Source organism: Roseibium litorale (genome assembly GCF_014842915.1).
Taxonomy (GTDB): Bacteria; Pseudomonadota; Alphaproteobacteria; order Rhizobiales; family Stappiaceae; genus Roseibium; species Roseibium litorale.
Window position 1 is genome coordinate 538,663 of the sequence record NZ_JACYXI010000001.1, and the last position, 23,726, is coordinate 562,388.

Annotated in this window: 20 protein-coding genes and 1 riboswitch; of the genes, 5 read left to right on the plus strand and 15 right to left on the minus strand. The window is 59.1% G+C overall.

Annotated features, from left to right (window positions below):
* Positions 1-177: 177 nt before the first annotated feature.
* The 3 genes from IG616_RS02785 to IG616_RS02795 all read right to left on the minus strand — a co-directional run bounded on the left by IG616_RS02785 (position 178) and on the right by IG616_RS02795 (position 3,125).
* Positions 178-1,149, minus strand: a complete 972-nt coding sequence (locus IG616_RS02785) for a threonine ammonia-lyase (RefSeq protein WP_192146154.1) — start codon at positions 1,147-1,149, stop codon at positions 178-180.
* Positions 1,150-1,296: 147 nt separating this feature from the next.
* Complete coding sequence (locus tag IG616_RS02790) at positions 1,297-2,328, minus strand: glycosyltransferase family 4 protein (protein WP_192146156.1); 1,032 nt, start codon at positions 2,326-2,328, stop codon at positions 1,297-1,299.
* A complete protein-coding gene (locus IG616_RS02795) occupies positions 2,325-3,125 on the minus strand; it encodes a UDP-2,3-diacylglucosamine diphosphatase (RefSeq protein WP_192146158.1) in 801 nt (266 codons plus the stop codon). Before IG616_RS02795 ends, IG616_RS02790 begins: the two co-directional genes overlap by 4 nt.
* A 237-nt stretch (positions 3,126-3,362) precedes the next feature.
* Here IG616_RS02795 and IG616_RS02800 point away from each other — a divergent pair, with 237 nt between their 5' ends.
* Positions 3,363-4,139 (plus strand): SDR family oxidoreductase, encoded by a 777-nt coding sequence (locus IG616_RS02800; RefSeq protein WP_192146160.1) that lies wholly within the window; start codon positions 3,363-3,365, stop codon positions 4,137-4,139.
* Positions 4,140-4,215: 76 nt separating this feature from the next.
* On the opposite strand, the gene IG616_RS02805 is transcribed toward IG616_RS02800, so the two are convergent.
* The 4 genes from IG616_RS02805 to IG616_RS02820 form a co-directional block, all read right to left on the minus strand.
* Positions 4,216-5,502, minus strand: a complete 1,287-nt coding sequence (locus IG616_RS02805; RefSeq protein ID WP_246476071.1) for an OmpP1/FadL family transporter — start codon at positions 5,500-5,502, stop codon at positions 4,216-4,218.
* Between the two features lie 582 nt (positions 5,503-6,084).
* Positions 6,085-7,194 (minus strand): TRAP transporter substrate-binding protein, encoded by a 1,110-nt coding sequence (locus IG616_RS02810; RefSeq protein WP_192146162.1) that lies wholly within the window; start codon positions 7,192-7,194, stop codon positions 6,085-6,087.
* Position 7,195: 1 nt separating this feature from the next.
* The gene (gene thiD / locus IG616_RS02815; protein WP_192146164.1) at positions 7,196-8,002 is read right to left on the minus strand and encodes a bifunctional hydroxymethylpyrimidine kinase/phosphomethylpyrimidine kinase; all 807 of its coding nucleotides are present in this window, start codon (positions 8,000-8,002) and stop codon (positions 7,196-7,198) included.
* Complete coding sequence (locus IG616_RS02820) at positions 7,999-8,787, minus strand: hydroxyethylthiazole kinase (RefSeq protein ID WP_192146166.1); 789 nt, start codon at positions 8,785-8,787, stop codon at positions 7,999-8,001. The genes thiD and IG616_RS02820 overlap by 4 nt, the downstream gene beginning before the upstream one ends.
* Before the next feature lie 76 nt (positions 8,788-8,863).
* Positions 8,864-8,973, minus strand: a riboswitch (TPP riboswitch).
* 125 nt (positions 8,974-9,098) lie between these two features.
* Here IG616_RS02820 and IG616_RS02825 point away from each other — a divergent pair.
* The gene (locus IG616_RS02825) at positions 9,099-9,335 is read left to right on the plus strand and encodes an Lrp/AsnC ligand binding domain-containing protein (protein ID WP_192146693.1); all 237 of its coding nucleotides are present in this window, start codon (positions 9,099-9,101) and stop codon (positions 9,333-9,335) included.
* A gap of 55 nt (positions 9,336-9,390) precedes the next feature.
* On the opposite strand, the gene IG616_RS02830 is transcribed toward IG616_RS02825, so the two are convergent.
* Together IG616_RS02830 and IG616_RS02835 are read right to left on the minus strand one after the other, a co-directional pair.
* Positions 9,391-10,392, minus strand: a complete 1,002-nt coding sequence (locus tag IG616_RS02830; protein WP_246476072.1) for a DMT family transporter — start codon at positions 10,390-10,392, stop codon at positions 9,391-9,393.
* 392 nt (positions 10,393-10,784) lie between these two features.
* Positions 10,785-13,088 (minus strand): xanthine dehydrogenase family protein molybdopterin-binding subunit, encoded by a 2,304-nt coding sequence (locus IG616_RS02835; protein WP_192146168.1) that lies wholly within the window; start codon positions 13,086-13,088, stop codon positions 10,785-10,787.
* Between the two features lie 249 nt (positions 13,089-13,337).
* Here IG616_RS02835 and IG616_RS02840 point away from each other — a divergent pair, with 249 nt between their 5' ends.
* The gene (locus tag IG616_RS02840; protein WP_192146170.1) at positions 13,338-13,580 is read left to right on the plus strand and encodes a DUF6868 family protein; all 243 of its coding nucleotides are present in this window, start codon (positions 13,338-13,340) and stop codon (positions 13,578-13,580) included.
* 15 nt (positions 13,581-13,595) lie between these two features.
* Here the strand turns inward: IG616_RS02840 and IG616_RS02845 are convergent, their stop codons facing one another.
* The 4 genes from IG616_RS02845 to IG616_RS02860 form a co-directional block, all read right to left on the minus strand.
* Entirely contained in the window at positions 13,596-14,678 is a 1,083-nt protein-coding gene (locus tag IG616_RS02845; protein WP_192146172.1) for a succinylglutamate desuccinylase/aspartoacylase family protein, read from the minus strand.
* A 19-nt stretch (positions 14,679-14,697) separates the two neighbouring features.
* Entirely contained in the window at positions 14,698-15,603 is a 906-nt protein-coding gene (rimK, locus tag IG616_RS02850) for a 30S ribosomal protein S6--L-glutamate ligase (RefSeq protein WP_192146174.1), read from the minus strand.
* Between the two features lie 42 nt (positions 15,604-15,645).
* Positions 15,646-16,197 carry an ATP-dependent zinc protease family protein gene (locus tag IG616_RS02855; RefSeq protein ID WP_209007237.1) on the minus strand — a complete coding sequence of 184 codons (552 nt, stop codon included), beginning with the start codon at positions 16,195-16,197 and terminating at the stop codon, positions 15,646-15,648.
* Positions 16,198-16,422: 225 nt separating this feature from the next.
* Complete coding sequence (locus tag IG616_RS02860; protein ID WP_192146176.1) at positions 16,423-17,010, minus strand: VOC family protein; 588 nt, start codon at positions 17,008-17,010, stop codon at positions 16,423-16,425.
* A 318-nt stretch (positions 17,011-17,328) separates the two neighbouring features.
* Between IG616_RS02860 and IG616_RS02865 the strand changes: the two genes are divergently transcribed.
* Positions 17,329-18,288 (plus strand): DMT family transporter, encoded by a 960-nt coding sequence (locus IG616_RS02865; protein WP_192146178.1) that lies wholly within the window; start codon positions 17,329-17,331, stop codon positions 18,286-18,288.
* Between the two features lie 123 nt (positions 18,289-18,411).
* On the opposite strand, the gene IG616_RS02870 is transcribed toward IG616_RS02865, so the two are convergent.
* Positions 18,412-20,070, minus strand: coding sequence for a long-chain-fatty-acid--CoA ligase (locus IG616_RS02870; RefSeq protein ID WP_192146180.1), 1,659 nt, complete (start codon positions 20,068-20,070; stop codon positions 18,412-18,414).
* Between the two features lie 218 nt (positions 20,071-20,288).
* Complete coding sequence (ade, locus tag IG616_RS02875; RefSeq protein ID WP_192146699.1) at positions 20,289-21,983, minus strand: adenine deaminase; 1,695 nt, start codon at positions 21,981-21,983, stop codon at positions 20,289-20,291.
* Between the two features lie 450 nt (positions 21,984-22,433).
* Here ade and IG616_RS02880 point away from each other — a divergent pair, with 450 nt between their 5' ends.
* Positions 22,434-23,681, plus strand: a complete 1,248-nt coding sequence (locus IG616_RS02880; RefSeq protein WP_246476073.1) for an ROK family transcriptional regulator — start codon at positions 22,434-22,436, stop codon at positions 23,679-23,681.
* Positions 23,682-23,726: the final 45 nt, after the last annotated feature.

Below are 23,726 nucleotides of genomic sequence, written 5' to 3' on the forward strand. Positions count from 1 at the left end.
GGAATAACGAGAACTACAATGAACGTGGTCAATTATTATTTAATATAAGAAATAAATAAAAAATCCACATAGAGAAACTGATTGAAATAAGCAGTATCCCTATATTAGTTGTAAAAATAACGGATGCTCCAGCAGATTCAGATCCGCGGATTTGAGAGATTTAAACCGGCTTCACGTTCAGGAATACCGAAGAAGAGTTTCAAGATCTGCGTTTCCTCCGGTCAAAACAACGCAGATGACCCTTCCCTCGCAACTTATTTTTCCGGAAAGCACAGCTGCCAGTCCAACAACCCCGCCTGGTTCCGTAACCAACTTCAATTCATTCAGTGCAAAGGCGACAGCCGCAAGCGCTTCACGGTCAGAAACTTGAAGCCCCTCCCCTCCAAGATTTTTAAGGATTGGGAAGGTCAGGTCTCCCGGCGCCTTTGCCAGAAGCGCATCGCAAACGGAACCCGAGGTTCTGGTGTTCTGCTCAATCGATCCGCTCCGAAGCGACCGGGCAAGATCGTCAAACCCTTCCGGTTCAACCGTGTGCATAAGGGCTCCCGGCAGATCAGATGCCAGAGCCACAGCAATACCGCTTGTCAGCCCGCCGCCGCTTGCTCCTGCCAGAACGGCATCCGGCAGAAGCTCCATGGCCTTGGCCTGTTCCGCGATCTCTGCCCCGATCGTGCCTTGCCCCGCGATAATCCCCCTGTCGTTGTAGGGATGGACAAAGGTCGCCCCCGATTCCGCACAGAGATCCGCTGCAATCGCCTCCCGGTCCTGGGTGTCCCGGTCGTAAGTGATGACCTGCGCACCATATTCACGCGTCCGGCGCAGCTTCATCTGCGGCGCATCCGCCGGCATCACGATGGTCGCAGACATGCCCAGCAATCTCGCGGCCTCGGCGACGCCCTGAGCGTGATTGCCCGACGAGCAGGCCACGACGCCGTTGGGGCGGTCCGCATCAGGAATCTGACTCAGCCTGTTGTAGGCGCCACGGAACTTGAAAGACCCGGTCCGTTGCAGGTTCTCCGGCTTGATCAGCACGGTGCCGCCGGTCAGCGCATCAAGGACGGGAAAACGCAAAAGAGGCGTCACCACCGCTACTCCATGCAGACGGGCGCGCGCGTGCTCAATGTCCTGGTAGGTTATAGGCAATGTCATGGCCGGAAGTTCCTGGAGGCAGGGCAACCGGACGGACTGAACGGTCGCTGAGCCGTCAGTCTACAAAACCGCAGATGCGGAACAAGCCGCCTTCCTGTCCCCATGACATTTTTACGGCGGCCAGATCTCCGGCCGCCACGCTATTCCTCAGGCAGCATCCGCGGCGGCTCTGCCGCGGGCTTCCTCTGCGTTCTCCAGAAACTGGCGGGCACTTGCGGCCCAGGTGTAGTTCAACGCAACCCTGCGGCAATGCTCCCGCGGAATATCGAGCGCGGCAAGAGCCGCCTCCCGCAGATCCTCATGCAAAACCCCCGCACCCGTTTCGCCGATTACGTCCAGCGGGCCCATGACCGGATAGGCGGCAACCGGGACCCCGCAAGCGAGTGCCTCGAGCAGCACATTCCCGAAAGTGTCGGTCAAGGACGGGAACACAAAGACATCGGCAGAGGCATAATAGCGGGCCAGCTCTTCACCGACCTTGGCACCGGTGAACAAAACATCCGGATAGCTGCGCTTGAGGTTTTCAAGCTGAGGACCATCGCCGACAACCACCTTGCTCCCTGGCAGATCGAGCTCCAGAAACGCCTCGATGTTCTTCTCCACCGCCACGCGGCCCACATTCATGAACACCGGACGCGGCAGGTCAGCGGGAAGGACAGACCCCTCATAGGGCTTGAAAATCCTCTCATCGACCCCGCGCGACCAGCGCATAAGATTGGTGAAGCCACGGTCTCTCAGATCCGTCTCAAGGGTCTGTGTCGCCACCATGCAACCGTTCCCGGAGTTGTGAAACCGGCGCAGCCAGGAGTAGGACCACTTCAAGGGCACGGGCAGGCGGGCCGATACATACTCGGGAAACCGTGTGTGATAGCTCGTGGTGAAGGGCATCCCCATGCTGCGGGCAACGGAAGCTGCCATGAGCCCGAGAGGACCTTCGGTGGCAATGTGCAGGTGATCGCAGCCAAAGTCCTGGATTCTCCGTCTCACCATGCCTTTGTGGGCCAGGGACAGACGGATTTCAGGATAGGTCGGGCACGGAAGCGTGCGGAAGGCCTGCGGCGTCAGGAACTCCACCCGAATGCCTATGGCCTCAAGTTCCGACGCCGTACGCTCCAGTGAGCGCACGACACCGTTTATTTGCGGATGCCAGGCATCCGTCACGATAAGGAGCGATGTCATGCGGCGACCGCTTGCCCCTTTGTCGATACCTGTTCCCCTGCTGCCGCCGGCCGGATCCATCGGATCACCTCGATTGTTCCGTCATGATGCTCAGCGACCGCGGTGCAGCTTTCCACCCAGTCACCCGTGTTGATGTAGCGAATGCCGTTCATGTCCCGGTCCGCTGCATGGTGGATATGGCCGCAAATGACCCCATCAACACCACGGCGCCGCGCCTCTTCAGAAAGAGCCTCTTCGAAGCGTCCGATGAAACTGACCGCATTTTTGACCTTGAGCTTGGCCCAGGCTGACAGGGACCAATATTGAAGCCCCAGGCGGCGGCGGACGACGTTCATCCAGGTATTGACGCCGAGCGCAAAAACATAGGCCTTGTCCCCGAAGAAGGCGAGCCAGCGGGCATGCCGGATCACCACATCGAACTGGTCACCATGGATGACCAGATATTTCCGGCCGTCCGCGCCCTCATGAATGATGCTGTCCGTCACTTCAACGCCGCCGAAGTGGGTTCCAAGAAAGTCGCGCAGAAACTCATCGTGATTGCCCGGCACATAAACGATGCGGGCCCCCTTGCGGCCCTTGCGCAAGATCTTCTGCACCACATCATTGTGAGCCTGCGGCCAATACCAGGAACGCTTCAAGCGCCAGCCATCGACAATATCACCGACCAGATACACGGTCTCGGCATCATTGTCCTTGAGGAAGTCGAGCAGCAGGTCTGCCTGACATCCTCTTGTTCCCAGATGCACATCCGAGATGAACAGGGTCCTGTAGTGCTGCGCTGCGGATGGCTTTGCCATGAGCCTCACTCCGATCAATATCTTGACGGCTATAGACCCGATTCAGGTTGCACTAATGTGACAGGAACACCCGCAGAAGACGCCGGAAGGGCAGAAATGCGGCCCTAAGCACCCAGGGGGTTGATGTTCCCCGCCCCGCCCTCGTAACAATAGACAAGGCCGCAGCAGGAGCCTTTCGCTTATGGCGAACCGCTTTGCGTCTGCTCAATAAGCTCCAACCAGTGAGAAAGTCCGCACATGGATCTTGGAATTTCGGGCCGAAAGGCAATCATCTGTGCTTCCAGCCGCGGTCTTGGCCGCAACTGCGCCATAGCTCTGGCTGAAGCCGGATGCGATGTGGTGATCAACGGCAGAGACGAAAAGGCACTCCGGGCAACGGGAGAGGAAATCAGAGCCACTGGCGTGCATGTCACGGAAGTCCTTGCCGATGTTTCCACCAGCGAAGGGCAGCGCGCTCTGCTTGCCGCATGTCCAACACCCGACATTCTCGTCAACAACAATGGCGGGCCGCCGCGCAAGGACTACACGGAACTCAACCGGGAAGCCATGATCGAAGGCGTCATCCAGAACATGATCACCCCTATCGAGCTGATCCAGGCTGTTACGGGGCACATGTGTGCGCAGGGTTTTGGCCGGATCGTCAATATCACCTCCCTCTCGGTCCGCATGCCGATTGAAGGCCTTGACCTTTCATCGGGCGCGCGTGCCGGGCTGACGGCCTTCCTTGCAGGCGTCAGCCGCCAGATCGCCGGACAGGGCGTAACGATCAACAATCTGCTGCCCGGGAAGATGGATACCGACCGTCTCAAGGGCGGTTTTGAACGTGCTGCAAGTCAGAGCGGGCAGAGCATCGAAGCCATCCGGGCCGCTCAAGCTGCCGAAATTCCAGCAGGCCGCTTCGGCACGGCGGACGAGTTCGGAAAGACCTGTGCCTTCCTGTGTTCAGCACACGCTGGCTATCTGACGGGCCAGAACATCCTGCTTGATGGCGGACTGTTTCCGTCCGCCTTCTAAGCAGGACGTCCGGAAACGAAAAGGCCTGGCAGGTTTCCCTGCCGGGCCTCTTGATTTGTCCATTCAGATCCGGAGATCAGAAGGTGTAGCGAAGGGAGGCAGACAGAATGTCGACAGAAGAATCGACCGTCCCTACAAGCGAGCCTTTGGTCACAGAGTAGTCCTGGTGTCCCGGGACAATCCGCAGATCCGTATCGGTACCGAAGATATGCGTGTAACCGAAGTCGAAGGACAGGCTGTCATTGAAGGCATAGCTTGCACCGCCGCTGACCCAGATACGGTCATTGTCGGGAAGGCGCGCGGAGCGGATGTCTGTGCTGATCGGAGACCACTCATAAGCAGCACCAGCGCGCAGGGTCAGCTGCTTGTTGAAGTCGTACTCCATACCCAGCGAGGCGAAATAACCGTCTTTGTAGTTGAACGGCAAAGAGGTCAGCGTCGCACCGCCGAAGCTGTCAAGCGTCACCTTCGGAGATTTCAGACGGCTCCAGTTGGTCCACTCGAACGTTCCAAGCACCCGGAAGTTGTCCATTACGCGCTGCTTGGCGGAAAGGGTGACCGTTTCCGGCGTGATAAGTTTGGTGGTGATGGCATAGGTGCCTGCTGGCAGACCGCCCGCCGGAACGGGAAGAGCTACGGTACCGCCAAGTTCGGTGGAGATACCAGAGCGGTAACCAAGGCCAATTTCCGTTCCTTCAAATGGCCGGAAGGTCAGACCTGCCGTTACGCCAACACCTGTCCCGTCTCCTTCGAGCGCTGTACCGGCGCTCGCAAGAGCGGGCGCAGCAATAGAGTTCTTCAGGCGCACGTCGAAGTACTGAACCTGCACGCCGACTGCGACAGAGAACATGTCGTTGATCTTGTAGCCGACCATCGGATTGGCGTTGATCGAGAAAACCTTCGAGGACCGGTTGTAGCCGGCGCCCGCCCAATTTCCATTGGAGGGCTTGGTGGACAGACCAAACGGAGCGTTTACGGCCAAACCGAGATACCATTCGTCACTCAGCTTGTAAGAAACATAGGTCGATCCGACCCAGGCATCAGAAGCAATGTCCCCCGTATCAACGGCGAACGGCGTTCCAAGAACGGTGTTCGTGCCCTTGATATCCGCCTTTGGCAAAATGAAGCTATTGTGTGCTTCAATCGTCAGACCATCCTTCGCGCCAGTGATGGTTGCCGGGTTCCAGAAAACCGACGAAATGGACGGCCCCGTCGTGCCGTTCCCCGCAAAAGACATGCCCTGGTAATACGCACTCTGTTCACGCAGAGCGAAGCCGCCTGCGCATGCAGCACCGGCAATCAGCGATGCGATCACTGCAGTTGACGTGAAGAGAACGGACTTTTTGCTGGCCCACACCATCATTTTCATCTCCCAATCGCCTTCCCTCCCATGGAAGGCAAAGAATTCCTGTGCTTATTTCTGCGCAGGTCGGAAACTGACGGCAATAGATAAAACAAGGTGTTGCTGGAAGCGTCTGACGCGATCAGATCCGGTTTCGGGGCAACAGAACGCCACACACATTGAAAGCTTTCGTCAGAATGTCACGTAAAGGTCAAGTTTTTGACGAATTCAGCGATTCCGGACACAGTTACATGAAACTGCACATAAATTAGGCATGACCATACCTTCCACCGTCAGCTTTTCTTTTTTGAATCAAGTTGCAGGAAAGACACATATGCTTACCTCGGGATCCCGCTTTTTTCCAAAGCGAGGCTCGACCCAAGCATCTTGATCAAGGATATGCCCAAACCCGCGAGCAAATTCGCGCAGCCCAGGAAGTCAACACTTCCACTCCCTAAAGCGTTTAAGACTTCGGTCACAAGATACTGAAAAATATAAATAACTTTTTGAACAGCGTGCATTTTCCGGAGTCAGGGTCCGGCAGGGAGCTTGCCCCCTGCCGAATCATCGATAAAAATCCGGATCTTCAGATAAACGCGTCTCCTATGCCTCTCCCTCCCGGGCGGCAAGAAACCGACGGAGCGAGACATTGCTCCAGGGCGCAAGGCGTTTCAGAGCACCCGCATAGCTCTCATAAATGCGGCCGGACAGCTCGTCCTTAGCCGCAAATTCCTCCAGAACCTGCGCTGAGGTTGTTCTCAGAGCGGAAAGGACATCATCCGGATAAAATTTGACCGTCACGCCATCTTGTTCCCGGAGAGCATCAAGGCTGCCTGCATTTTCCCAGTCACTCTCCGCAAGCGACCTTGCATTTTCGGCCTGACATGCGTCCAGGACAATCGCCCGGAGATCATCCGGCAGACCGTCAAACGCGGTCTTGTTCAAAAGGGCCTCACCGGTGCCATTCGGCTCATGAAAACCCGGCGCGTAGTAGGACTTGACGATTTTCTGGAAACCCATCGCACGGTCGCTCCAGGGGCCGAGAAACTCGGTCGCATCGATCACTCCGCTTTGAAGCGACTGGAAGATGTCTCCGGGAGCAAGATTGACCGGCGTTGCCCCCAGGCGGCGCATAACCTCTCCGCCAAGGCCAGGCATACGGATGGTCAGCCCTTTCAGGTCCTCAAGCGAATTAATGTCCCGCTTGAACCAGCCCCCCATCTGGACGCCGGTGTTCCCAGCCATCACCGGCTTGATGTTGAACGGCTCATAAAGCTCGTCCCAAAGGTCCTGTCCGCCCCCCTGCTCGATCCAGGTAATATGTTCCTGCGGCAGCAGGCCGAACGGAATTGCGGTGAAGAACACGGACGCCGGCATCTTGCCCTGCCAGAAGAAGGAGGCCGAGTGTCCGATCTGAGCGGTCCCGGAGCCGACTGCGTCCAGAACACCAAGCGCAGGAACCAGCTCTCCAGCCGCGAACAGGCGGATATTGAGGCGTCCAGCGGACATCTCACCAATGCGGTCGCAAAGCCTTTGAGCTGTAACGCCTGGTCCGGGCAAGTTCTTGGGCCAGGATGTGACCATCTTCCATTCCAGCACCGCACCTTTTTCGCTTCCGACCGCAGGAGCAGCAAGCGGTGCGGCAACCAGTCCAGCTCCAAGTCCCAGCGCCGCGCGGCGAGATAGACGCGATGTGTTGGATTGCCCAGTCATCTTATGCGCTCCAGAATTCGTGAAAGTGATGCACGGGACCATGTCCGGCTCCGATGACCAGTTGGTCCGCAGCCGCAATGGCCTTGGTGATGTAGCTTTTGCCCCGGGAAACGGCGTCCTCCAGCGGCAGCCCCCGCGCAATGCCAGCAGCAATCGCCGAGGACAAAGTACAGCCGGTGCCATGGGTGTTACGGGTTTCAAAACGGGGGGCGTTAAACCAATGCTCCTTGCCATCCTGGCAAAGCAGCAGATCCGTACTCTCCGGACCCGAGCCATGGCCGCCCTTCATCAGGACAGCACGGGCACCTAGTTCCTGAAGTGCCTTCGCCTGCTCCCTCATCTCTTCACGCGTTTCTGCTACGCCGCCGTGCAGCATACGGGCGGCTTCATGCAAGTTCGGAGTAATCAGCGCAGAGCGTGGCAGAAGTTCGGCGATTAAAACCTCGACGGCATCATCCACCAGCAGAGGATCCCCGGAGGCCGCCACCATGACCGGATCAAGAATGACCGGTCCCGTCTCATGGGCATCCAGTCCCCCAGCCACGCAGCGGATGATTTCCGGGCGGCTCAGCATACCGATCTTGGTCGCCGTTACCTTGAGATCGGAATAGACCGCGTCAATCTGGGCCTTCACGAAAGCGGCCGGCACATCGTGGATTGCCGTCACGCCAAGCGTGTTCTGGGCAGTCAAGGCAGCCAGAACGCTTGCCCCATAGACACCGTTTGCCGAGAAGGTCTTGAGATCGGCCTGAATGCCAGCGCCGCCCCCAGAGTCCGACCCTGCGATGGTCACGGCAATCGCAGTCATAAAGTCCTCCTGTCCGTCTCTTGTCCTGAAGCGGACGCGATCAGATGCGTGTGAATGTCTTCGCTGCGCAGCCGGTAAAGCGCATCCAGAAGCGCGGGGACAAGGCTTCCTGGTCCCCGGCACTCCTGCACTGCCAGTTCCGCTGCGATGTTAAAGAGGCTGACGCCAGCCGCTGCTGCCACCATGTGATCCGGTTCAACGGCAAGGCAGGCCGCCAGCACCGCACCAAGTGCGCAGCCCGTGGCCGTCACGCGCGCCATCAGCGGATCGCCGTTGCCAAGACGCACCCCGCGCCCGGCCAGCGAGACCTCATCCTCCGCTCCGGTTGTCACCAGAACGGTTTGCTGCTCGTCCAGGATCTGCCGGCCGCCCCCTTCCGGAAACAGAGCCGCCATTTCCTCCTTGTTGGATTTCAGCAAAGAGACACCGCCTGCAAGAAGGTCCCGCGCCATGGCGCAGCGGGCTGGCGAACGCTGGACAAAGACAGGATCCAGAACGACCGGTTTTCCTGCCCCTTTCGCGCCGGCAATCGCCAGCGGAATGGCAGCCCTGCGCTCAGGTTCCAGCATGCCCAGATTTACGAGAAGGCCGTCTGCGCTGGCTGCAAAGCTGGCAACCTCCTCAACGGAGACCGTCATCGACGGCACCGCTCCGAGCGCCAGAAGCACGTTCGCTGTAAAGGCCTGAGCCACAGGGTTGGTGAGGCAATGAACACGCGGCACCTGCCCGCGCAAACGCGCAAGAACATCTGCCGCGCTGGCTGCATCGAAGATGCGCTCAGCCATGACTGGCTCCACAGCTATATACGCCCGTAGCAGCGGGTAAAATTGGGGGCAGAAATAGGAGTGCGGCGCGAACCGGATATGTACACATCTCAAATCCCTCCGCCGGTACAAGCCGGATCAGGTTCAAGGAGTTGACCACTTGCCTCTCAGCCCGGTCCGTTGCGGCGGGCACCCCCATGAGATGATGAGACAGCTATCAAGGCCAGCGGCTGATTGCAAGCACGTCAGGCAAAAGCGGCAACCGGGAATGATTGACTGCGGCAACCGGATAGGCCATGTCCAAGAGAGCAGACCGCACCCCGGAGCACCACATGACCCCTTTCTTCGTGATGATCAAATGCAAGCTTGGCGAGACCTACAAGGTTGCCAGCGCCCTGGCGGATGCGGAGATTGCATCCGAAATCTACTCGACCAGCGGCGACTATGATCTTCTGGTGAAATTCTATGTCGAGGATGGTGCCGACATCGGGCACTTCGTCAATCAGAAGGTCCATCCGGTCGACGGCATCCAAGACACGAAAACCATCATTACCTTCAAGGCGTTCTGACGGGAATTCCCGCTGAAGCATCTCCCCTCAGCGGATATCGCTCTCTGCAAGATCTTCAGGACTTGGACGGTGAAGACGCCCGCCTGACCTTCGTCCGGTCCAGACCCAGCCGGTGTTCGCGGTAGATCACGAAGATGCCCGCCGCGATCACAATGGCAGCACCTGCAAGCACCTGAATCATCGGGATCTCGTTGAACATCAGCCAACCAAACAGGATGGCCCAGATCATGTTCGTGTAGTCGAACGGGGCGATGGTCGAGGCGTCGGCAAAGCGGTAGCTCTGGGTCATCAGGATCTGTCCGACCCCTCCGCACAGCCCCATCAGCACGAGAATTCCCGCGGTTTTCGCATCCGGCAGGATCCAGGCCTGCTCCTCCCAGAACCAGCCGACAGGAATGGTGAGCAGGGCCAGCAGGGTGGCCATTCCGGAGAACCAGGTCACAATGGTCGAGGTTCTTTCCGACTCGCAGAGCTTCCGCACGAACATCATTGCGAAAGCTGAAAACAAGGCTGCTATCGCGCCGCAGAGCGCGCCCAGCGCCTGACCGCTGCCCAGTTCGCTTTTGCCCAAGTGCGGGGAGAGGATGATGAGAATACCAAGGAACCCAATTCCAACGGCGCTCCACCGGTAGATCCGGACCGTTTCCTTCAGCACCAGAAATGCCAGCACGATGACGAACAGCGGCGTCGCAAAGCCGATGGCCGTCGCGTCCGGCAGCGGCAGGAGCGAGAAGGACGTAAACGAGAAGATCATTGCCATGATGCCGACACCCGAGCGGCCGAGATGGCCAAGCGGGCGCTGAGTGCGGAAGGCAATCTTCAATTCGCCGCGCACCGCCACCATGATCAGGACGGGCCAAAGGCCAAAAAAGTTGCGGGCAAAGACGATCTCGCCAACTGGTACCGTTTGCGAGGCAATCTTCAGCGCGACGACCATGATCGAGAAGGCAAGTGTCGAAGCCAGTTTCAGAGAAATACCGAGAAGCGGCGCATGAGACGTCATTCCCGCGGTTGAACCCGCAGGGCCGGAGGGGGTGTCTGCGCTGTTGCGCGCCATAGAACCAATCCAGGGCCGACAGAAAAGGACCGGCGAGGCAGGGTGTCGGACCCGGAAAGCCACCTCGTCTCAAAAGCGGGATCGATCATCCGAAAGCGGACGATTCTGGAAGGTCCTGCGCTCACTTCAGTGCGGGTCGAGGGCGCGGTGAAAGCTGAACAGGATCTCCTGCGTCGCTGCCGCAGGACAAACAGAACACTAGTTAGTGCGGCCAAACGGCGCAACCGCCACCCTGGGGTTTGAACCCAAAATCGTCAGGCAATCAAACTAATTTATGGCTTCCTATGGAAAGCCTTATAAGCGGATCCGGGACAGAGCAGATCAGGCTCTGCGCAGAGGGCCGGACACACTCACTCACCGGCCCTCTTAAATCTGTGCAGGACTTCAGGATGTTATCCCTTGGCGGACTGGATGGCCTCCCAGACACGATGGGGAGTTGCCGGCATATCGATGTGCGCAACACCCGCCCCGTCCCGCAGAGCCATCTGCAGCGCGTTCATGATCGAAGCGCAACCGCCGATCGTGCCGGCCTCCCCGGCCCCCTTGATGCCCATGGCATTTGTGGTGGAAAGGATGTTCCGGGTCTGGAAATTAAACGAGGGAAGATCACCAGCGCGGGCAAGCTGGTAGTCCAGAAGAGAAGCCGTCAAAAGCTGGCCCTCCTCATCATAGACCGTGCGCTCGAACAAGGCCTGGCTGATGGCTTGTGCCGTGCCACCATGTACTTGCCCTTCAAGCAGAAGCGGGTTCACCGTGACGCCGAAGTCATCGACAATCACATAGTTTTCGATGGAGACATCACCGGTCTCCGGATCGACTTCCACTTCAGCAATGTGAGTGCCGTTCGGATAGGTCGCTTCGGCCTGCTTGACTTCTTCACGCCCGAAGAGCTTGGCCGGTGCTGCCGATGCGATGTCCGCCAGTGTCACCTGACGGTCGGTACCGACAACGCGCACCAGCCCATCGACGAGTTCCAGATCATCCGGTCCGGTTTCAAGCTGCTCAGCCGCCAGTTCCTTGATCTGCTTGACCAGCGACTTGGACGCCATGTTGACCGACGGAAGGCCAAGCGGGATTGACCGGGAGCCGCCCGTGCCGCCGCCTTGCCGCACGCGGCTCGTGTCCCCCTGGATCACTTCGATCTTGTCGAGATCCACGCCGAAATGCTCGGCAATCAGCTGGCTGTAAGATGTGGCATGCCCCTGGCCATTGGTCTGGGTGCCAATCAGGAGGGTCAAAGAGCCATCGCCGTTCAATTCGATGGTTGCCTCTTCACCGCCCGGGAAGGCGCAAGCCTCGATGTAGCTGCACATGCCGATGCCACGGTACTTGCCGGCAGCAGCACTTTGCTTCTGGCGGGCTTCGAACCCGGCCCAATCGGCCTCTTCCATGGCTTTTTCCATGTGGCCAGCGAAGTCACCTGTGTCGTAAAGACGGCCCGTCTGGGTCGTGTAAGGCAGGTTTTCCTTGGCAACAAAGTTGCGACGGCGGATTTCGGCAGACCCGAGACCCGTCTCAAACCCTGCTTTTTCAATCAACCGCTCGATCAAATAGGCAGCCTCCGGGCGTCCCGCGCCACGATAGGCATCGGTCGGAACCGTGTTCTCATAGACACCCGTCGCCGTCACATAGAGCGCTGGAATGTCATAGAGCCCGGTGGACATGGACGTTCCCACGAAGGGAATGAACGGCCCGTACTGGTGCAGATACGCCCCCATGGAGGCAAGGACGCTGATGCGCAGGCCAAGGATCTTGCTGTCCTTGTCCAACGCCAGCTCTGCCGTTGTCACATTGTCACGGCCATGCGCATCGGTGACGAAATGATCCATGCGATCGCCGGTCCACTTGACCGGGCGGCCAAGCCGCTTCGCCGCGACCAGACAGAGAGGATATTCACGGTAGGTGAACATCTTGGTGCCAAAACCGCCCCCCACTTCCGGCGTCACGATCCGCAGCTTCTCGGACGGAATCTTCAAAATGTCGCCGCAGATGAGGTCGCGCATACCGTGACCGCCCTGGGTGCCGGCAGTCAACGTGTAGCTGTCTGCTACCGCATCATATTCAGCGACGCAGGCCCGCGGCTCCATATAGTTGGCGATAAGCCGGTTGTTGATCACCTTGATGGAAACGGCCTGCGCGGCCTTGGCGAAGGCGGCCTCGCAGGCTTGTTCGTTGCCATGCCCCTGAACAAATGCCCGGTTCGACCCAAACTCCGGCCAGACAAGAGGTGCCCCGTCTTCCAGAGAGGCTTCGATGCCGATTGTCACATCCAGCGGCTCGTAATCCACTTCGATCAGTTCTGCCGCCGACTTTGCCGCATTCTGACTGTCCGCAACGATGAAGGCGATGGCATCGCCCACATAGCGCACTTCATCGGAGCACAGAACCGGCTGCGGCGGGCACGCATGCTGCGTGCCGTCGATCTGCTTCATCACGGCCTTGGTCGGCATGTTGCCGAGGTCCTGGATGTCGGCCGCCGTCAGGATGAGCTGAACCCCCGGAAAGGCGCGGGCCTCCTCAAGACCGCCCAGAGAAATGCGGGCATGGGCCATGGCGGAGCGAAGCACAAAGGAATGAAGGCAACCTTCGGGTGTATAGTCATCCGTGTAGATGCCCTGCCCCGTGATCAGCTTCGCATCTTCCTTCCGGCGCACAGGCGCACCAACACCGAACTTGGCTGGGACCATCTGGTTCATACGGAAATATCCTGTCTTGAGCTGGATTCAGGCTTGTTTCTGGTGGGAGCATTGCAGGGCCGCCGCACCGGGCCACCGCAATCTTCATAGAAACATAGTTCATGGTTGCCCCGACAACCAGTGCCGCCAGTATTTTTTGACAATTAGACCTTCTACGGATGCTGATAGAGGCTGTTCAGCCTAATGTGCAACCGGCTGGGAACGATTACCACTCGCATGCGGCGCACGCCGCTTTCATGGGAGGGTTCCATGACGCTTCAAGACTTTACCGGGTTTCTTGGCTGGTGCAGCGCTATTAACGCCGGGCTTCTGATACTTTCCACTCTGCTTCTGCTGATTTTCGCAGGCCGGATCAAGAAACTTCACGCTGCGCTCTTCAAACTGGAAACATCGGAACTTCCGATCACTTATTTCCGGTACCTGGCGCTCTACAAGGTTCTGATCATCGTCTTCAACATCGTGCCCTACGCGGCTTTGAAGATCATGGCATAGGGTGTGGCCCCATAATCAGATGATTTCGTCCTCGTCGAACATCGGATCGGCTTCGAGCTGCATGATCAGGCTTTCGACCGTTGCTTCCGCCGCGCCTTGAGCCTTGATTTCCGCCACATGGAACAGGCCATCGCCTTCGTTGACCACTGGCAGGTTCGTGCGGCCAATGACGAGCCCGTTCGCTGTGGCCAGCACTTCCTTTTCCACTTCTCCGAAGGGATCCGAGACGATACCCAGGAGCTCTCCCTGCACGACCGTGCCGCCGGTCGTCTTGAAGGACCGCAGCAAGCCCCCGGCGGGAGACCGCACCCAGCTGGTGTGGGAGGTCAGGATGGAGGCCGCCTTCGGCCTGGCAACGCCTTTCGCTGAAATCATGCCAAGATGGCGGAGCACGCGGAGGATGCCGGACACGCCGGCACGGATTGCCATTTCATCGAAACGCAGCCCCTCGCCGGCCTCATAGAGCAGGATGTCCTTGCCCTGCATTTGCGCAGCCTGACGGAGAGAACCGTCGCGCAGCTTCGACTTCACGATCACCGGTGCCCCGAAGGCACGGGCCAGCGCCAGAGTATCCTCTTTGGACGGGGAGATCCGGATCTGAGGCAGGTTTGTCCGGTGGATCGCAGCCGAATGCAGATCGATGCCAAGTTCGCAGCGGCTAACGATCTCGCTCATGAACAAATGCGCAAGACGGGCCGCCAGGGACCCTTTCTGGCTGCCCGGAAACGACCGGTTGAGATCGCGGCGGTCGGGCAGATAGCGGGAGTTGGTCATAAAGCCGAAGGAATTCACGATCGGAACCACAAGCAGCGTTCCCTTCAGCGTGTCCAGATTGTCGGCACGCAGCAGGCGCCGGGCGATCTCAACACCGATGACCTCATCCCCATGCACCGCCGCGCTGACGAACACCACCGGCCCCGGCCTGCGCCCGTGAATGACATGGGCTGACATGGCAACCGGGGTATGATCTGACAGGACGCTGACCGGAAGGGCCACTGTGCGGCGCGTTCCCGCTGCGACAAACTCCGTTCCGATCTCAAACGGCGGACGGGACACCTTGCCCCGTCCAGCGGCCCCTCCGGCAATCTCACCTGTCATCGCCCCGCCTTCCGCAAGATCAGCCCTTGCCCTTGGTCTTCGTCTTTCCGGCTTGAGCGTTCTTCATCAGGAAATCAATGATTTTTCCGGCGACATCGATGCCGGTGGCAAGTTCCATGCCCTGCAGGCCCGGAGAGGAATTCACCTCCATGACCACCGGGCCATGATTGGAGCGAAGCATATCGACACCGCAAACATTCAGCCCCATGGATTTCGCAGCCCGGATCGCAGTCGAACGTTCCTCGGGGGAGATGCGGATCGTTTCCGCAGAGCCGCCCCGGTGAAGGTTCGAGCGGAACTCACCCGGAGCCCCCACCCGCTTCATGCTGGCAATCACCTTGCCGCCCACGACAAAGGCGCGGATGTCGGTGCCGCCAGCCTCCTTGATGAACTCCTGAACCAGAATGTTCACATTGGCGCCGCGAAAGGCCTCGATCACCGACTTGGCAGAGCGTTCAGTGTCGGCCAGAACGACCCCAATCCCTTGCGTGCCTTCCAGAAGCTTGATCACGACGGGTGCGCCGCCCGCCGTCTTCAGGACCTCTTCGGTCATCTTCGGATCATGGGCGAAAGTGGTCACCGGCAGGCCGATCCCGTCACGGGCGAGCAACTGCATGGATCGAAGTTTGTCGCGGGAGCGGCCGATGGCAACGGATTCGTTCAGCGGATAGACGCCCATCATCTCGAACTGGCGCAACACCGCCAGCCCGTAGAAGGTGATCGACGCGCCGATCCGGGGGATCACCGCGTCATAACCTTCCAGCTTGCTGCCGTTATAGAAGATCTCCGGACGGCGGGAGGCGATGTTCATGTAGCAGCGCAACGTGTTGATGATGTCGAGCTGATGGCCGCGCTCTTCCGCTGCCTCTTTCAGGCGCTTGTGAGAATAGAGGTCCGGATTGCGGGCCAGCATTGCAATTTTCATGGGTTCCGTCCCTGAAGGGGGCTGCGGCTGTGCCGCGTTGTCTTAGATTTCGCTGACGCGGACAGGGCTGTCACTCAGCGTCAGGCCATCCGGCTCAAGCACCGGAGGTCCGGCAACAAAGGACCGGCCGGGACTGACCAGAATGCCCCTGTTCCGGATGGCGGTCCGGCCCAGGATCATGTCAAAGCCCATCTTCTCCCGGTCGGCCAGAGAAAGGTCCACATACCAGCGGTGGCTGCCCAGAACGAGCAGCACCCTGATGACGATGCGGCGTTCGGGAACGCCGCTGGTGTTCTTGATGTCCCGCTGGTCCAGAACGGGCGCCTCGATCCTGAAGCGCTTGTGATGACGAGAAGCCGGGATCCGGAAGCGGACCCAGTCCACGCCCTCACGCTGAAACAGCTCCATGTCCTTGGCGTTGATGGCCGAGGTCCGGGCGCCTGTGTCTATCTTTGCCCGCATGTCCGCGATGCCGAGCTCGGGAAGCGCTACATGTTCTCGCCAGCCGATGGTCAGGCCCAGACGCACCTTGGCCTTGCCCTCAGACGAGGGGGGCCGGTCTGCCGGCATCTTCGTAGAGAGCACTTTACGCATCAGGTCATGCCGGCAATCGGGGCGTCAGGGGATCCGGCGCCATCAGGATTTAAGGACAGCCCGGCTATAGCCGGTTACTGAGTTTGTCCAACCAAATTTACGGCATCATGACAGGATCCACAGATCCGCACAGAGGGATTTGCAGGCTGCACACAGACAGCTTGACAGAGCAGGCCGTTTGCTTAGCGGACCCGGCCTTCAAAATGGCCGCCCGAAGCTGGCGGTTTAGCGCCGCCAGGGGTTCTTCGGGCTCCGGTCGCCGCTGAGACTGCCCCGGCCCCGGGCGGTCAGAGCTTCGATCGCATCCGCCAGATGGATTTCCTGGATATTGTAGTCCCCGCGGCTCACCCGGATCTTATGCGCTTCCAGCATCACCTCACCATGTGAGACACCTGCGGGAGGCTCGAACCGGTAGGACGCAAGCTCGATCAGAAAACCGAGCGGATCGCGGAAATAGATACTGTCCATGAAGCCGCGGTCCTTCGGGCCGCTATGGGCGACACGGCGCTCGTCAAGACGGTCCACGATCTGGCTAAAGGTGGCCTGTGACACGCTGAGCGCCAGATGGTGAACCGCGCCAATGTCCTGCGGCACTTTCACCGGATCCGGCTTGCGCTCCTCATTGGTGAAGACGGTGATCAGACGGCCATCACCCGGATCGAAATAAAGGTGGCTCTCGTTCGGATTGTCGAGGTTCGGCTGTTCGAAGACAAAGGGCATGCCCAGAACCCCTTCCCAGAAATCGATGGACGTCTGCCGGTCCGCGCCAACAAGTGTGATGTGGTGAACACCCTGGGTCTGGATCTTGCGCATGTCTCTCTCCCTCTGACTTTCCTTAAGAAAAGGGCTAACGCAGCATACGCTCTGCGGCAAGACCACGGGTCCGGGCAAGTCAGTGAACAGTGTGTCCAGCCGGGGCAGGCTCAGTTACAGCTCTCGCTTGGAAACCTGCTCTCTTCGCTCATGTTTTCCCATGCCCGCCCTTTCAATCACCGAAGAACACTCTATTGTTACGAGTCTCTTCTTCTTTCCGGGACAGACCGTTTCCGGTGAGCTTTCTTGAAAGCTGCCTGGCTTCTGCCCCTGCATTCTACCGGCCTCTCAGACCGGCATACCGGGACCAAGACCCATATGGATCAGCCGACCGACAGGCAGGCAACATTCGCCGGACGTATCCGAAACCACCTCATGAACCTGCCGGGTAATTCCATCGGCGCTCTCTGGATCCTTCAGGCGGCGATCCTGTTCACGCTCATGAGCATGCTCATCAAGCTGATCGGCCAGGACATCAGTATCTTTCAGATCCTGCTGATCCGGCAGGCAACCATGGCCGTGATCGTTGCGCCGAAAATCCTCCGAGGACTACCCGGGTCGCTCTACACCCGCCGGCCGGATCTTCAGGTCGCCCGTATCGCCCTCGCCTGCACGGCGATGCTTTGCGGGTTTTCCGCTGTCATCTACCTGCCGCTTGCAGAAGCGACGGCGCTCGGCTTCTCGAAGACCTTCTTCGTCACGATCTTCGCGATTATCTTTCTGAGCGAAAAGGTGGGCCGCCACCGCTGGACAGCGACGCTGGTCGGCTTCATCGGCGTGATCATCATGCTGCGGCCGGGCAGCGGCGGCCTGTTCGACCCCTATGCGGCTCTCGCCATTGCCGCGGCGGCAGCCGCAGGGCTTGTGACCATCATCCTGCGCATCCTGACCAGAACAGACCTGCCCTCCACGATCCTGACCTATCAGGCGGTGGGCGTCGGTCTGATCATGATCCTTCCGGCAATTTACGCCTGGAAGGATCCCACACTGGAACAATGGGTGCTGATGATCCTCATCGGCATCGTCTCCTGGGCGGGACAAATGTCCAACATCCGCGCCTTCCGGGCCGGAGAACCGACGGCAATCGCCTCGCTCGACTACACCCGTCTCATCTATGCCACCATCATCGGTGTGCTGGTGTTCGGAAACTGGCCGGGCATTGAGACCTACGTCGGCGCAGCCTTCATCATCGGCGGCTCCCTCTATGTGATCCGCCGCGAGGCCGCCCTTGGCCGCGCCCTCGCCCGCTCTGCAGACAGCCGCGGGTACAACAACTGAAATTTTCCAATGGTATACGGGATTGACCGGCGCAAGCCGCCCGGTACCGGAGATAAAGAAAACGGGCTGCGGAAGTTAGTCCGCAGCCCGGTTGAGATCTGGTCCTGAAGACCTGGATAAGGCCTACTGAGCCGCCGCGCGCTTGGCAGCTTCCTCTTCCACCAGTTCCTTCTTGGACAGCTTTCCGACCATGGTCTTGGGAAGCTGGGTGCGGAACTCGATTTCACGCGGCAGTTCAATGGCAGATAGGTGCCCCTTGAGGAAGGTCTTCAGTTCGTCCGCCGTCAGCTCATGGCCTTCCTTCAGCTTGACGAAAGCCTTGGGCGACTGGCCGCGGTAGGTGTCCGGAATGGCAATCACGATGCATTCCTCGACAGCTTCGTTCTGATAGATCGCCTCTTCGATCACGCGGGGATAGACATTGTAGCCGGAGCAGAGAATAAGGTCCTTGATCCGGTCGACCAGATAGATATAGCCGTCCTCGTCCTGATAACCGACATCACCAGTGTGCAGAAAACCGCTTGGTTCAATCGATTCCGCGGTTGCGTCGGGCCGCTTCCAGTAGCCGGCCATGACCTGTGGCCCCTTAAGGCACAACTCGCCCTTTTCGCCAGGCGCAACCGGCTTGGAAAGATCCGTCAAATCCCGGAACTCGGGCGTCGTCCCGGGGACTGGCGTCCCGATAGATCCCGGCTTTGATGGCCGGTCCAGAGGATTGACAGCGCAAACCGGGGACGCCTCCGTCAGGCCATAGCCTTCCACAAGCACGCAGCCTGTCAGTTTTTCAAAACTCTCCTTCACCTCGACGGGAAGAGGCGCACCACCGGACAGACAGATATTGATCGAAGAAAGATCATAGTTCTGTGTCAGCGGCGAATTGTTAATGGCGGTGTAGATCGTCGGCACGCCCGGAAACAGCGTGACCCGCTTGCGCTTGATGACGTCCAGGAGGGCCTTCAACTCAAAGCGGGGCTGGAGCACCATTTCCGCACCAAGCACCACCGCCAGGTTCTGGGCAACCGTCATGGCAAAGACGTGGAAAAAGGGCAGAACGCACAGAAGCTTCTCTTCTCCAGGCTTTGCCTTGCCGAAGACGCAGCGCATCTGCTCGATGTTGGCCGACAGATTGGCGTGAGTGAGCATCGCCCCCTTCGGCACACCGGTCGTGCCGCCGGTATACTGAAGCACAGCCACAGCGGTCTGCGGATCAATGGCAACCGGCGCAGGCTTTGCCCCAACCGACATCAGCGTGTCATAATGAACATGGGCCGGGCTGTCGGGAACGGAGGCCAGTTCCTTGCGCTTGAACAGCTTGAACAGGATGTTCTTCGGGAATGGCAGGATCGGTGCCATGGGGCAAACGATGATCGTATCGAGGACGTTTTCCTGGCGCACGGCCTCGACCTTGTCGAAGATCATCTTCAGGTCCATTGTCACCATGATGCGCACATCCGCATCCCGGCTCTGGAAGGCAAGTTCACGCTCGACATAGAGCGGATTGAAATTCACCACCGTTCCGCCGGCCTTGAGGATCGCGAAGTAGAACAGCGTGTAATAGGGGGTGTTCGGAAGGCAGAGGCCGACATGAACACCCGGCTTCACGCCACGGGCCTGTAGGCCGGCAGCCAGCCGGTCGACTAGTTCGCCATATTCCCGATAGGTCCAGACCTTTCCCAGAAAATCCGCTGCGGGGCGGTCGCCGAAGTCCGCAATCGTCTTGTCGAGATAATAGTGCACAGTGCGTGGCTCGAATGCCGCGCACCACTCCTCCGCTGCTGTCATGGCGAACTCCAACTCGCTCTTTTATATTCCGCGGCCCCGAATGCCCCGTGAGACAGGCCGTGGACTTTTGTCCGGAGCCTGTCTCGCCCTCCTCAGGTGGTCATCTGGCCGTTTGCCCGCAATGGGCAAGGACCCCAACTTGGCCACAACCTTCCGTTTACGTCAACTCACGACGTAACGGCACCTGGACACTTCGGCGTGGAAAGCACGGCTTTCTCTCAGATCAGCTCGAAGCGGTTCACATCAAAGAGGCCGAAGTCGGTGATCTTCAGGTGAGGAATGACAGGCAGAGGCAAGAAGGCAACCTGCAAGAAGGGCTCCGGCAGAATGCAGCCAAGCTCTCTTGCAGCGGCCCGCAGGTGTTCCAGCTTCTCCCGGACGGTTTCAAAGGACTCCAGGCTCATCAAACCGGCAAGCGGCAGCGCCAGTTCGGCCCTCACCTCGTCTCCATCGGCTACGGCAAAGCCGCCGTTCATGGCAATCACCCGGTTCACGGCAACTGCCATCGCGGTCTCCGATGCGCCGACCACACAAATGTTGTGGCTGTCATGCCCTACGGATGAGGCGATGGCTCCGCGCTTCATGCCGAAGCCCGAGACAAAGCCGCAGCCAACATTTCCTGTCTGCTTATGCCGCTCGACGACAGCCACCTTCAAGGCATCCTGCACCAGATCAATTTCCACTTCGCCATCGTGGGCTGAAAGGGTCCTCTTCAAATGCTCGGTGATGATGCGCCCCGGAACCACGCCGATCACATCCGTCTCGCCCCCTCTCGCCGCGACCTTGAAGGCAGCAGCTGTCACCGGAGCAGCCTTCACGCTGGTCAGACCAACAGGTGCCACGATTTTACGGGCTGCAAACTCGGCCTCTCCGGCCTGACGCCCACCGCAGATCACGCTGGCCACACGGCAATCCTCGAAATCGTCCAACAGCACGATGTCCGCACGCCAGCCCGGCGCAATCATCCCGCGGTCCTTGAGACCGAAGGCGTTGGCCGCGGACCAGCTCGCCGCGCGATAGGCATCAAGCGGCCGGATACCCTTGGCGATAAGACGCCGGATCATGCTGTCCAGATGACCTTCTTCCGCAATGTCGAGCGGGTTGCGGTCATCGGTACATAGCGCGACGAAGCTGGAAACATCCGGCTGAAGGATCGGCGCAAGAGCATCCAGATCCTTGGAGACCGAGCCTTCCCGGATCAGGATCGTCATCCCCTTGGAAAGTTTTTCCAGCGCCTCTTCCGCCGTTGTCGCCTCGTGGTCGGTACGGATACCTGCTGCCAGATATCCGTTCAAAGCCATGCCGGACAGAAGCGGCGCGTGACCGTCTATATGACCGCCCTGAAACGCGGCGAGCTTGGCCAGAACCTTGGGATCCCGCGCCAGCACACCCGGAAAATTCATGAACTCCGCAAGTCCGATGACCTTCGGATGATCTCGCAGCGGCAACAGGTCCTCGATCTCCAGACAGGCACCGGAAGTCTCGAAACGGGTGGCAGGAACGCACGAGGACAGGTTGACCCGGAGGTCCATCACCGTCTCCAGAGAGCTGTCGAGGAAATACTGGATCCCCTCCGCACCGAGAACATTCGCGATTTCATGGGGATCACAGATCGCTGTGGTCACACCGTGAGGCAGGACGCAGCGGTCAAACTCGAAGGGTGTAACAAGCGAGGATTCGACATGAAGATGGGTGTCGATGAAGCCTGGCACCGCCACGCGTCCACCCGCATCAATCTCCTGCGCCGCCTCATACTGCCCGTGAATGCCGACGATACGGTCACCCACGATGGCGATATCCGTCTCTGTGAGCGAACCATCGAGCACCGAAAAGATACGCGCGTTGCGGATCACAAGGTCTGCTGGCTCGTCGCCTGCCCCTGCCGCGATGGCACGCGCCAGGAAATGCTCCATGGCCTGAGTGGCAGGGTTCTTGGAATTTTCCATGCAACGCTCCAGATCTCGTTTCGTCCGGCTGCGGACGTTAGTCGGCCAGTTTAGCCTGCAGGTCTCCTGCTAGGCAAAGATTCGCAATGAGGACATCAGTCTCCTGAACAACTATTGCCCTGTGAAACAAATCGCAGCCCTGTCATTTCTTCCAGTTTCGCGAAACAGCAGACTGAGGCACACTGTCTGGAGTGAAAGATTTTTCATAATTAATTATCAAAATATCTCAATTACTTGTTGCATCGCAGAGGAGGCATTTCGCGCCGCATCAACGTTTTGCAATTGACAGAAAGCAGGGACGGTGGATTAATTAAATCAAGAATAATTAATTGAGAATTCGTCGCCCCATCGAACGAACTCACCGCTCTCCAGAAAAAACAAACAGGAGAGCAGACCATGGTAGGGAGGCCGGGTCACTTGAATACGTCACGCAAGTCGGCGCGCGGCTCCAATTCCGTGCAACTCCGCCGTTACAACGAGCGGATCATCCTGCAGATCCTGCGGCGTGTGCAGCGCGCCTCCAAGGCGGATCTTGCACGGGCCGCCAAGCTGACGAATGCCGCGATCGGCGCCATCATCCAGTCCCTGATCGAAGACGGCCTGATCGAGGAAGACGGCAAACTGCACGGTGGCGGACGCGGACAGCCCGCCACCCAGCTGAAGCTCGCGCCAAGGGGCGCATTCGGCTTCGGCGTCCGTGTAGACCGTACCAATCTCGAAACGGTGCTGGTTGACTTCGAAGGCAAGGTCATTGGCCGCCGCGCCCATGACATGATCCTTCCAGCTCCCCTCAAGGCGCTCGAGATCATCAAGCGTGACCTTGAGAGCCTCGGCGCCTTGCTGACGCCGGAAGAACACAGCCGCCTGACAGGCATCGGGCTTGCCCAGCCGTTCAACCTTGGCGCCTGGCTTCATGAGCTGGCCCTCCCGGAAGGCAACTTCAAGCTCTGGGACAATTTCGACATAACTGACGTTCTGGAAGAAGAAAGCGGACTTCCGGTTTTCCGGGAGAACGACGGCACGGCGGCAACCGTTGCCGAGCTCTTTTATGGTCATGGGCGCAGTCTGGACGATTTCCTTTACCTGTTCATCGGCCCGGCCATCGGCGGCGGTCTATGCATAGGCGGTGATGTCGTGCGCGGCGTAACGGGCAATGCGGGGGATGTGGCCATGATCCCGGTTCCGCCAAGCACCCTTGAAACGGCGCCCCGCCCCAAAAAGGGCCTCGACATTCTTCTGACACGCGCCTCTCTGGTGTCGCTGGCCCGGCATCTGGATCCAGATCACTTCGCAGATCTCAGCCGGCTTGATCTGCAGGCGGCCATGGAGCGCAAGGATCCGCGTTTCGATGAATGGCTGGACGACTGTGTGGGGGCTTTGACGCCCGCTCTTGGCGCAGCCTTCGCCCTGTTGGATATCCCGCAGGTCATTATCGACAGCGATCTTGATGGTGTGTTTGCCGAACGCATGACCGCAGCACTGACGGCGTCCCTGATTGCCGCAGCACCTGAAGCCCGAAGCGCGCCATCCGTCCGCTTCGGCAGTTTTGGACAGGACGCTGGCGCAATAGGTGCAGCCAGCCTGCCCATGTTCTTCAATTTCTCGCCGCGGGCCGAAATTCTGACCGGCGGCAAGACCAAAAGCTTTGCGGGGGCAGCTGCGTAGGAGCGCATGCAGTCTTTGCGTAAAAGTTACGATGGGAGAGATCTG

Bases quoted from the DNA above. Each gene is read 5' to 3' on its own strand.
- IG616_RS02805 (WP_246476071.1), bottom strand. From the start codon at position 5,502: ATGATGGTGTGGGCCAGCAAAAAGTCCGTTCTCTTCACGTCAACTGCA.
- IG616_RS02865 (WP_192146178.1), top strand. From the start codon at position 17,329: ATGGATCAGCCGACCGACAGGCAGGCAACATTCGCCGGACGTATCCGA.
- IG616_RS02870 (WP_192146180.1), bottom strand. From the start codon at position 20,070: ATGACAGCAGCGGAGGAGTGGTGCGCGGCATTCGAGCCACGCACTGTG.
- IG616_RS02835 (WP_192146168.1), bottom strand. From the start codon at position 13,088: ATGAACCAGATGGTCCCAGCCAAGTTCGGTGTTGGTGCGCCTGTGCGC.
- IG616_RS02820 (WP_192146166.1), bottom strand. From the start codon at position 8,787: ATGGCTGAGCGCATCTTCGATGCAGCCAGCGCGGCAGATGTTCTTGCG.
- IG616_RS02840 (WP_192146170.1), top strand. From the start codon at position 13,338: ATGACGCTTCAAGACTTTACCGGGTTTCTTGGCTGGTGCAGCGCTATT.
- IG616_RS02795 (WP_192146158.1), bottom strand. From the start codon at position 3,125: ATGGCAAAGCCATCCGCAGCGCAGCACTACAGGACCCTGTTCATCTCG.
- IG616_RS02800 (WP_192146160.1), top strand. From the start codon at position 3,363: ATGGATCTTGGAATTTCGGGCCGAAAGGCAATCATCTGTGCTTCCAGC.
- IG616_RS02860 (WP_192146176.1), bottom strand. From the start codon at position 17,010: ATGCGCAAGATCCAGACCCAGGGTGTTCACCACATCACACTTGTTGGC.
- IG616_RS02855 (WP_209007237.1), bottom strand. From the start codon at position 16,197: ATGCGTAAAGTGCTCTCTACGAAGATGCCGGCAGACCGGCCCCCCTCG.
- thiD (WP_192146164.1), bottom strand. From the start codon at position 8,002: ATGACTGCGATTGCCGTGACCATCGCAGGGTCGGACTCTGGGGGCGGC.
- rimK (WP_192146174.1), bottom strand. From the start codon at position 15,603: ATGAAAATTGCAATGCTGGCCCGCAATCCGGACCTCTATTCTCACAAG.
- IG616_RS02830 (WP_246476072.1), bottom strand. From the start codon at position 10,392: ATGGCGCGCAACAGCGCAGACACCCCCTCCGGCCCTGCGGGTTCAACC.
- IG616_RS02810 (WP_192146162.1), bottom strand. From the start codon at position 7,194: ATGACTGGGCAATCCAACACATCGCGTCTATCTCGCCGCGCGGCGCTG.
- IG616_RS02825 (WP_192146693.1), top strand. From the start codon at position 9,099: ATGACCCCTTTCTTCGTGATGATCAAATGCAAGCTTGGCGAGACCTAC.
- IG616_RS02790 (WP_192146156.1), bottom strand. From the start codon at position 2,328: ATGACATCGCTCCTTATCGTGACGGATGCCTGGCATCCGCAAATAAAC.
- IG616_RS02845 (WP_192146172.1), bottom strand. From the start codon at position 14,678: ATGACAGGTGAGATTGCCGGAGGGGCCGCTGGACGGGGCAAGGTGTCC.
- IG616_RS02785 (WP_192146154.1), bottom strand. From the start codon at position 1,149: ATGACATTGCCTATAACCTACCAGGACATTGAGCACGCGCGCGCCCGT.
- ade (WP_192146699.1), bottom strand. From the start codon at position 21,983: ATGGAGCATTTCCTGGCGCGTGCCATCGCGGCAGGGGCAGGCGACGAG.